We start from the raw sequence: 9542 nt of genomic DNA, 5'->3' as shown, positions 1-9542 counted from the left end.
AAAGACCTCTAGGGTTCCTCAGGACTGATAGGTCCTGACCATGGAATTCAAGCGGCGCGTCGGCTCGGCTGGCGCGCCGTTTTCCATTCCAGCAACACGGTTTGCAGTATCCCAGCCGTAAACACGCCGACAAACACACCCTCCATCATGCCGCGTGCACCCCGGCCTTCGACAATGCCGAGCCAGTAGCAGGCTGGCAGCATCACCAGGAAGAACGAGCCGATATGGATAAGGCTTGGCGACCAGACGATATCCTGCGCCCTGAGCGCGAATGAGGCTGTCGCCTGCAGCCCGTCAAAAACCGTTACAAATGACACCATCACGAGCAGGGCAGCGATGCCCGATGCGAGATGAACACCGTTGATCACGGCATCATCCTTCACGAGGAAGCCGGCCAACGAATTGTTGAAAACGATCAGCACCACACCAAGCGCCACTCCCATCACAAGTGTGGCTGCCACGCCAAGACGCCCTGCATCCCGCATCTCCGTCAGGTTTCGTCGGCCATAGGCCTCCGCCACGCGGACGCTGGTGGCGGTCGCAATGCCCAGATAGAACATGAAGCAAAGCCCCATGATCTGAATTGCATAGCCATAGACAGAGTTGGCAGCGAGGCTGATCCATGTCGCGATCACATAGGTCAGGTTAAACCCGCCCCACTCGGCAACATTGCTGATGGCGGTGCCCGTGCCGACCGACAGCTGCCGTTTGGCCTCGTTTTCGGGACTGGTTGGTGACTTTCTGAAGGCGGGAGTCAGCAAGATCACGGCAACGAGCAACAGGATCGTGATCAACAGGCGAGAGCCTGTGGTCGCCCACGCCACACCTGCCGCACCCATGGGCTCGAACCCCCAAAATCCGCCGACCAATGCGAGGTCAATGATAACGTTGAGTAATACACCGAAATACATCACGGCCGAGACCAGCAAGGGCCGGCGCAGCGCTTCCAGATAGTAGCCGCAAACCGTGGAGATCATGAAGCCTACCATCCCGTAGGACAGGATGCGGGTTACGCCCGCCACGGATTCAGCGACCGTATGAGGGTCGACCGATGCCGCAACCTCGGTCGGAGGAGCAATATCGACAAAGAGCCATGTGAACAGCGCGCTGGCCGAAAAATAGACGACCGCCATCAATAGGATGCCAAGCCAGACGCTGGTCCACAGGCCGCGCCGGAAGATGCGGCCGCTTTCCTTCTCACGTCCAATACCGAGCAGTTCAGAGGTCAGCACCTGCACACCCAACAGAATGCCGAGTCCCAACCCGAGCGAAACGCCCATCGGCAGCCACGAGTTCAGAATATATGGCAGCTCACCGGGCGCATATTGCCCAAGCACAACGGCATCCGTCACAGCCATCAGCATTTGCGACATGCGCGTGAAGGCTATCGGTACCGATAGCCGCAACAGGTCTGCAATGTCGGCTGGCTGCGCCCAGGCAGGCCAGCCCAGGCGGTGCGTGCGCATGGAACTGTCTTTCTATCCCGCTTTGAGCTCGGCGGTGCCGGAGGCCCCGACGGACTGCAGCTTCTCTGCGATCATGAATGCTAGTTCAAGGGCCTGTTCGCCATTCAGGCGAGGATCGCAATGAGTGTGGTATCGAGACGACAGATCTTCTTCTGAAATCGCCTGAGCACCGCCGATGCATTCGGTCACGTCCTGGCCAGTCATTTCAAAATGTACGCCACCCGGATAGCAGCCTTCCGACGACAGCACGTCCACGAACTGGCGCACTTCCGACAGGATGCGATCCACGGGACGCGTCTTGAAGCCACTATCGGTCTTCAGCGTGTTTCCGTGCATCGGATCACATGACCAGACCACGGTCCGGCCACTTTTCTTCACGGCGCGCGCCAGTGGCGGCAGGCCTTGCGCCACACCGTCCGATCCGAAACGAGAGATCAGAGTGATCCGGCCCGGCTCGTCATTCGGGTTCAGCGTCTCGATCAGGCGCAGCAACTCGTCCGTTTCCAGTCCGGGTCCACATTTGATGCCAATCGGATTCCGCACGCCCTTGCAGAAATTGACATGAGCGTGGTCTATCTGGCGCGTACGATGGCCAATCCACAGCATGTGAGCTGACGTATCGTACCATTCGCCCGATGTGGAATCGATGCGTGTCATCGCTTCTTCGTAGCCGAGCAATAGTGCTTCATGACTGGTATAGAATTCGACCTGAGACATTTGCGGAACGCTATCGGGCGTCACACCACAAGCTTTCATGAAGTCCAGTGACTTCGAAATCTGGTCCGCCAATTGCTCATACCGCTCGCCCTGCGGGCTACGGTCAACAAAGCCGAGCATCCAGCGGTGGACGTTGGCGAGGTTCGCATAGCCGCCCTGGCTGAAGGCGCGCAACAGGTTCAGCGTGGCCGCTGATTGGGAGTAGGCCTGAGTCAGACGCTCGGGATCTGGAATGCGGCTCTCGGTCGTGAAGTCCATGCCATTGATATTGTCACCGCGATAAGAAGGCAGCGTCACCCCATCAATCGTCTCGATGGGCGACGACCGCGGCTTGCCGAACTGGCCAGCAATTCGGCCAACTTTGACTACGGGCTTCGATGCCGCAAAGGTCAGCACGACCGCCATCTGCAGGATCACGCGGAACGTGTCGCGAATATTGTCGGGATGGAACTCCTTGAAGCTCTCGGCGCAATCGCCGCCCTGCAGTAGAAATGCCTCTCCGGCCGCCACTTCGCCAAGGCGCTGCTTCAATCGACGAGCCTCGCCAGCAAAGACCAGCGGCGGAAAGCCTTTCAGCTTCTCCTCGACTGCAGCAAGCGCGGCAGAATCCGGATAGTCTTCCGGAATGTGCTTTGCTGGCAGTTGGCGCCAATCTGAGGGGGTCCAGGTCATCTCGGTTACTCCAATTATGAGCCGCATTAATCACATGGCAGGCACACGCTCAAGTTTCACTATAATTTCACAGCAGATTGGTGGAGGAATCATGATTTGGCCTTTTAGTAATTGCATAGGCCTTTTGTCGCTCGGAGAACCTCAAATCTAGTCATGTCGCACGTCTATATCAGCCACTCCGCCAAGGATTTCGATGCGCTTCTGGAGCTGCACGAAGCCCTCCGCACGGCGGCCATTCCTGACTGGTATGTGCCGAACGATGGGGCTTCCCGCGACATGGCAAACCAGTCGATTGACGACGCGTTTGCCATGATTGTTCTCGTGTCGGCATCCTCCGTCCGGTCCAAGGCCGTGCGCCAGGATGTCGAACGCGCCAAGGCACGCGGCCTCAAACTGATCCCGTATCAGATCGACAAAGCCCGCCTGAATGGCTTCTTCAAGCATGAAGTCCTGCCGCACCTTCGCCTGTCATCGACAACGCCAGACGGCATCAAGCAACTCGTGAACGAGACGCGGCAAGCCTACAAGAGCAAATGCCCCGTGCTGGCGGTGATGAACTTGAAGGGCGGCGTCGGCAAGACGACGATATCCAGCCAGGTCTTCGGCGCATGGCAAGGCGCGCTTGGTGGGCGCATCCTGCTGGTTGATCTCGATCCGCAATACAATCTCACTCAGACCTTTTTTGAAATGGATGTCGCAGATGCCAGCGCTGCCGCAGACAAGTCGGTCATCTCCCTGTTCGAGAAGTCGCGCCTGCATGCGCGGGATGCGACCAGTCCAGCAGAATCCTGGCTCACCCTCTCCACCGACCCGTTCGCGCCAGTTCCGAAAGAAAAACTCATCCATGAATTGATGGGCGAAGGCAGTCCGGGCGGGCGGCTCGACCTGATCTCCGGCCAGTTCGAAATATCGAAATACGCCTTCGCATCAGACCCGGCCTCACTCGCACTGATCAAGGAACACTTCCTTCAGTCGATTGAGCGCTATCGCAGCGATTATGATCTGATCGTGTTCGATACCAATCCCAACGCCACCTTCCTGACGCGATGCGCATTGGAGGCAGCCGACCGCGTGCTCGCCCCCATGCATGCCGACATCTACTCCCTGCGCGGTGTGCGCCTTCTGAACCAGGTCATCCGGGAACAGATTGCCCCCGAACACCGCCCGGACCTGTCTGTGCTGTTCAATGCGGTTGGCCGGTCGGAGCAATCCACCTTTGAAGCTGATGCTCGCAACGGCGCATACAATTCCAAAGCAGGCTTTGACCTGGCGGGGGCCTTGCTACGCTCAGCACTGCCCCGCTCTGGTCATTTGCAGGTCAAGGCGCCGCGTGAAGGCGAGCCCGCCTGGAAACAATTGGTCATTCATGCCGGTCGCGGCGGCGGGCTGAAACCCATCCGGGAGAGCCTCAAGACGGTCGCGTTGGAGCTGAAATCGCTCGTTGAAGCTTGATGGCTGGTGACACTCCGGACGTGTGCCCCTAGTATCAGCTCTGGTGGATATAGGGGACACGCACAATGTCGATGCTCAGATCGTTCTCGGCCTTGCTCGTTTGCCTGTTACTAGTGAGCCATGCGCGGGCTGACGAAAAACGCATTGCCCTGCTGATCGGAAACCAGGACTACCCGGCAGAAGTCGGCGCTCTGACCAACACGCACAAGGATGTGCGCACAATGGAAGAAGCGCTGGCCGCGGTCGGGTTCGAGACCCTGCCCCGGTTTGATCTTGACGAAGACGGGATGGAAGATGCGTTCGACGAGTTCGAGGCCCGCATCGGAGAAGAAGCCGATGCTGGCCATGAAGTGATCGCGTTCTTCTACTATTCCGGGCACGGCGCGGCCGCCTACGATGATCGCGAAGCGCGCAACTACCTGATCCCCGCCAAGGAAACCATCACCGCGGCAAGCCACATATTCCGCAAGGGGGTCGAACTCGAAGAAGTCCTCGCCAGCCTTCAGGCCTCCAGGGCAAAAGCGGTCTTCGTCGTGTCCGATGCCTGCCGCAACGAGCTGAAATTCGCCTTTTCGAAATCCATTGCCGACAAAGGCATGACGCGCGTATCGCAACGTCCCGGAATGCTGGTTGCCTTCGCCACAGCAGCAGGAGAGACCACGCCGGATGACGGCCTGTTCGCCGAGACGCTGGCAGAGGAAATTCGCCGCCCCGGACAGGACGCAGTCGTTGCGTTCTATCAGGCACTCGCTGAAGTTTCCGACAAGCGCAAATCTTCCAGCCGCCCTTTCATGGCGCCGGGAAAACTGCCACGTGGGCTTTGCTTTGCGGGCTGCACGGCCGGCCCCGCCGCGCCCGCTCAGCCTGAAGAGCCGACGCGCAAGGCGGAATACTGGTTTGAGCAGGAAGACGAATTCTCTTTCCTGCAGGAGAATGTCGTCCTGAAGGCAACCGTCAATGGCCTAGAATACACAATTCACGAATTTGGCTACGGCGCCCCAACGGTGGAATTACTCAAGGATTTCAATGCGGACGGCACGCTGGACGCCATCGTGTCCGTGCATGGCGGCGGCAATTGCTGTCCGGCTGAATACTTCTTCGTCGCCGACATGGGCAGCGGCCACTTCCTCGTCAGCAAGATTGAGGACATCTATGCTTGGGATCCACCGACCGCAGAACTCCATGAAGGGCGCTGGGTTGCCAAGTTCATTTCTTCCAATGAAGGCATGAACACGGACGATTTCAAACAGGATGTTCACCTGTACGCCCTGAAGGCTGACAAGCCGGAGCTTGTCCTCAAGACGTTCAAGCGCGAGGTCACAGCGCTCGTCGAGCTTCGGTCCAGCATGTTCGGCTTGGACACTGATGACGCCGCGGCTACCCAGTCGATCTCATTCGACATGGACGATGATGGCACAGCCGATACTTTGACCTGCGGATTTTGGTCCCGCTGGGGCAGGCTCAGCGATTGCAAGGTGACGCTCGCGACAGAACCTGCACCGATCCCGGTTGATACCGCCTGCAAGCGCCTCGGTATCGTGAATGCCCGACAGAACGGACTATCGCTGCTCGTCTGTGATTCCGACAATGTCCATGCCTTCAATGCCGCCTCCAACGCCTATCTCCCCGTGGAGAATTAGACGCCGGAGCACTGACCGGAGCGTCGGCTAGGTCGCCTGCACGTCCGGTACCCATTTCTGGCGCATGGTTACCAACTCCTCGGCGGAAGAGGGGTGCAGCGCGCAGGTCCGGTCGAAGTCCGGCTTTGTGGCGCCCATCTTCACGGCGATACCAACCATTTGGATCATTTCAGCGGCATCATCGCCAACAATATGAACACCCAGGACTTTTTCGTCGGATGCGCGCACAACCAGCTTCATCAGGATGCGTGTTTGGTCACCGTTCAGCGCATTCTTCATCGGCTTGAACCTGGTCTTGTAGATATCGATTTCGCCGAACTCTTTTCGAGCATCGGCCTCGGTCATTCCAACCGTGCCGACTTCTGGCTGAGTGAATACGGCCGTCGGAATGTCACTGTGATCAAAATGCCAAGGCTTGTCGTAGAATTCCGTCTCCGCAAATGCGTGGCCTTCGCGAATGGCCACAGGCGTCAACGCGACACGGTCGGTCACATCACCAACAGCCCATACCGTATCGACATTTGTCTTCGACCACTTATTGACCGGAATGGCACCCTTCTCATTTAATTCGACGCCGGCATTTTCGCAGCCTAGGCCTTCCGTGTTCGGACGGCGCCCAACGCCCATCATGATAACGTCGCAGTCGAGCGTATGGCCATTGGTCATGGTCAGGTGCAAGGGCAGATCCGCCCCGTCCCGCTTCTCGATTTTCTCAAACACCGTCCCGGTGATGACCTGCACGCCAGCTTCCTTCAGACCCTCATGCACTTCGGTGCGTACATCGGCATCAAAACCGCGCAGCACTTCCTCGCCGCGATAGACCAGGCAGGTCGGCACGCCGAGACCGGCAAACACGTGTGCGAACTCTACCGCAATGTATCCGCCCCCTGCGATAACGAGATGCTTCGGAAGTTCTTCCAGATGGAAAATCTCGTCAGAGGTAATTGTATGCTCAACACCCGGCAGCTCTTCCGGAGAGGGTCGCCACGGACGCCCGCCAACGGCCACCAGAATTTTCTTTGCCGTCACGGTCTTTCCGCTGTTCTTCAGGCGTAGCGTATTCTTGTCCACGAACTCGGCCCGATCTTCGAAAATCTCGACGCCAGCATTTTTCAGATTACGGAAATAGATGCCGGATAAACGGTCGACTTCAGCATGCATTGCCGTTGCGAACGCCGAATGATCGTAGCTGACCTCCCCCGTAGACCAGCCATAGCCAGCCGCTTTCTTGATGTCTTTGCCGTACTTGCTGGCGTAAACCATGAACTTCTTCGGTACGCACCCGCGGATCACGCATGTGCCGCCCATGCGATACTCTTCCGCCAGTCCAACCTTGGCACCAGACAATGCTGCCAGACGCGCCGCACGGACACCGCCCGACCCTCCGCCGATTACGAATAAGTCAAAGTCATGTGTCGCGTCGGTCATGGGAGGGTCCTTGAATCTTTACAGGTTTCGACCACCCATATGAGGCGGGATCAGGAGAATTCAAACACCGTAGCGCCATTCTCATTGCCGATGATGACAGTCCGCGCGAGACCAATGAACAGGCCATGCTCCACAACGCCCGGCACATTGGACAATCGCGCCGCCAACGCCTCAGCGTCTGGGATGCGCTCGCAATGACAGTCCAGGATATGGTTGCCGCCATCAGTGACCACGAGTTCACCATTGGTCAGCGACCGCAGCTGCACGCGTGGGCGGTCAATACCGGAAGCCGCCAACACGTCGTAAACAAGCTTCGCAGTGATTGTGTATCCGAACGGCGTAACTTCCACCGGCAGAGGAAACTTCCCGAGCCGTTCGACCTGTTTTGACGGGTCCGCGATCACCACCATGTGATCGCTGGCATTGGCGATAATCTTCTCGCGCAGCAAAGCGGCGCCGCCGCCCTTGATCAATTGCCCCTGCGGATCGACCTCATCCGCGCCGTCTACAGTCAAATGAATGCGCTCGACCTGTTCGAAGGGGATCAGCGGAACACCAAGGCTGCTGGCAAGACGGCGTGTCTGTTCGCTTGTCTCGATACACCGGACCACAAGTCCGTCAGCCACTTCCTCAGCCAACATCTCGACAAAATACTTCGCCGTCGAACCGGTGCCGAGGCCGATGGTCATGCCGTCCTCGACATATTCCATCGCCGCCATCGCGGCATTCTCTTTCTCGTGCTCGTTCGCCATCAGCCTTCAGCCCTTTTGCTTGTCTGCCTTTTCCGATGCCTTCCGGCTCCGGAATTCAATCGCCCAATCCTTGATTTCCGTCTGACGGGCGCGCCCCAATGCCAGGGCATCGGCAGAAACGTCGTCCGTAACGACACTGCCAGAGCCAACGACCGCTCCGCGCCCAATCCTGACCGGTGCCACGAGCGCACTGTTGGAACCGATAAACGCGCCATCTTCAATGCGGACCTGATACTTCAGGAAGCCATCATAATTGCAGAAGATCGTGCCCGCGCCGATATTCACATCCGCACCAACCTGGCCATCACCCAGATAGGAAAGATGACTCGCCTTGGCCCCTTCTCCCATCGTTGTACTCTTCACCTCAACGAAGTTTCCGATGAAGGCGTCCTTCTCCAGAACCGTACCGGGGCGAAGCCGGGCATAGGGACCGACGGAGCAACCCGGCCCAACCTGCGCACCTTCCAGATGGCTGAAGGCCCGGATCACCGCACCAGACCGCACGGTGACACCGGGTCCGAACACAACATTCGGCTCCACGGTCACATCGGCCTCAAGCAAAGTATCGTGGGAAAACCAGACCGTTTTCGGCGCAATCAGAGATACCCCATCCGCCATGGCTTGCATGCGGCGGCGATTTTGGAAAATGGATTCCGCCTCGGCAAGGTCAGCCTTGGAATCACACCCGATCAGATCGTCCTCATCGCAGCGCACGGCCTTGCAGGTCATGTCCTCGGCCCGCGCCAATGCGACAAGATCAGTCAGATAGTATTCGCCCTTGGCATTGTCGTTCGTCACCTTCTGCAAAAGGCTGAACATGGTGACCGCATCGCCCGCCATGACGCCGGAATTGCAGAGCGTTACATCCAGTTGCTCGGGGGTCGCCTCACGCGCTTCGACGATTGCTTCGAGGTCTCCATGACCGGAGGTGATGAGGCGGCCATACAGACCGGGCTCGGCCGCATCAAAGCCCAGCACCCCAATCGCCGCGCCGTCGCTCAGACTGTCGAACAGGCTCCCGATCGCAGAGGCCGGCACGAGCGGGCTGTCGCCATACAGGACAACAAGGTCGCCTTCGAAACCCGCAAGCGCTTCCTCGGCGCACCGCACAGCATGACCAGTTCCCATAGGCGGATCCTGATAGGCAAGAGAGTCGGCTCCCAGCAACGCGCCAACATGATCGATCAGAATCGTTTGCGATGGGTGTGCAACAACAACGATCCGGTCGCATCCGACGTCTCTGGCAAGCGCTATTGACCAGTCGATCATCGGCCTGCCAGCCACCTTGTGCATCACCTTGGGCAGATCGGACTTCATCCGCGTGCCCTTGCCAGCCGCAAGAATGACCGCTGCACGTTCTCTGGCCGGTTTTTCCACAGGTTCTGCCCTCTCGCTTTCCCTAGTCCTTTCGCCTA

At 58.4% G+C, this 9542-nt stretch carries 7 protein-coding genes; 2 read left to right on the top strand and 5 right to left on the bottom strand.

The features are described from left to right. Positions 1–47 precede the first annotated feature (47 nt). Both B2344_RS05670 and B2344_RS05665 read right to left on the bottom strand, forming a co-directional pair. Positions 48–1466, bottom strand: coding sequence for an MATE family efflux transporter (locus tag B2344_RS05670; RefSeq protein ID WP_290484831.1), 1419 nt, complete (start codon positions 1464–1466; stop codon positions 48–50). A 12-nt stretch (positions 1467–1478) separates the two neighbouring features. Then, positions 1479–2855 (bottom strand): class II 3-deoxy-7-phosphoheptulonate synthase, encoded by a 1377-nt coding sequence (locus B2344_RS05665; protein WP_206992761.1) that lies wholly within the window; start codon positions 2853–2855, stop codon positions 1479–1481. A gap of 153 nt (positions 2856–3008) precedes the next feature. Here B2344_RS05665 and B2344_RS05660 point away from each other — a divergent pair, with 153 nt between their 5' ends. Both B2344_RS05660 and B2344_RS05655 read left to right on the top strand, forming a co-directional pair. Then, positions 3009–4307 (top strand): AAA family ATPase, encoded by a 1299-nt coding sequence (locus B2344_RS05660; protein WP_206992760.1) that lies wholly within the window; start codon positions 3009–3011, stop codon positions 4305–4307. Positions 4308–4372: 65 nt separating this feature from the next. Then, positions 4373–5947, top strand: coding sequence for a caspase family protein (locus B2344_RS05655; RefSeq protein ID WP_290484830.1), 1575 nt, complete (start codon positions 4373–4375; stop codon positions 5945–5947). Positions 5948–5974: 27 nt separating this feature from the next. Here the strand turns inward: B2344_RS05655 and gor are convergent, their stop codons facing one another. Genes gor through glmU form a run of 3 tightly spaced genes read right to left on the bottom strand, consistent with a single transcriptional unit; the run spans position 5975 to position 9504 of the window. Next, positions 5975–7375 (bottom strand): glutathione-disulfide reductase, encoded by a 1401-nt coding sequence (gor, locus tag B2344_RS05650; protein WP_290484829.1) that lies wholly within the window; start codon positions 7373–7375, stop codon positions 5975–5977. 50 nt (positions 7376–7425) lie between these two features. Next, positions 7426–8127 (bottom strand): ribose-5-phosphate isomerase RpiA, encoded by a 702-nt coding sequence (gene rpiA, locus B2344_RS05645; protein WP_034813773.1) that lies wholly within the window; start codon positions 8125–8127, stop codon positions 7426–7428. Between the two features lie 6 nt (positions 8128–8133). Further along, positions 8134–9504, bottom strand: a complete 1371-nt coding sequence (gene glmU, locus B2344_RS05640; RefSeq protein WP_290484828.1) for a bifunctional UDP-N-acetylglucosamine diphosphorylase/glucosamine-1-phosphate N-acetyltransferase GlmU — start codon at positions 9502–9504, stop codon at positions 8134–8136. Between the last annotated feature and the right edge of the window lie 38 nt (positions 9505–9542).

Source organism: Hyphomonas sp. UBA3195 (assembly GCF_002366485.1).
Taxonomy (GTDB): domain Bacteria; phylum Pseudomonadota; class Alphaproteobacteria; order Caulobacterales; family Hyphomonadaceae; genus Hyphomonas.
The sequence above is the reverse complement of the archived record's forward strand: the minus strand, read 5'-3'. Positions and strand labels throughout refer to the sequence as shown.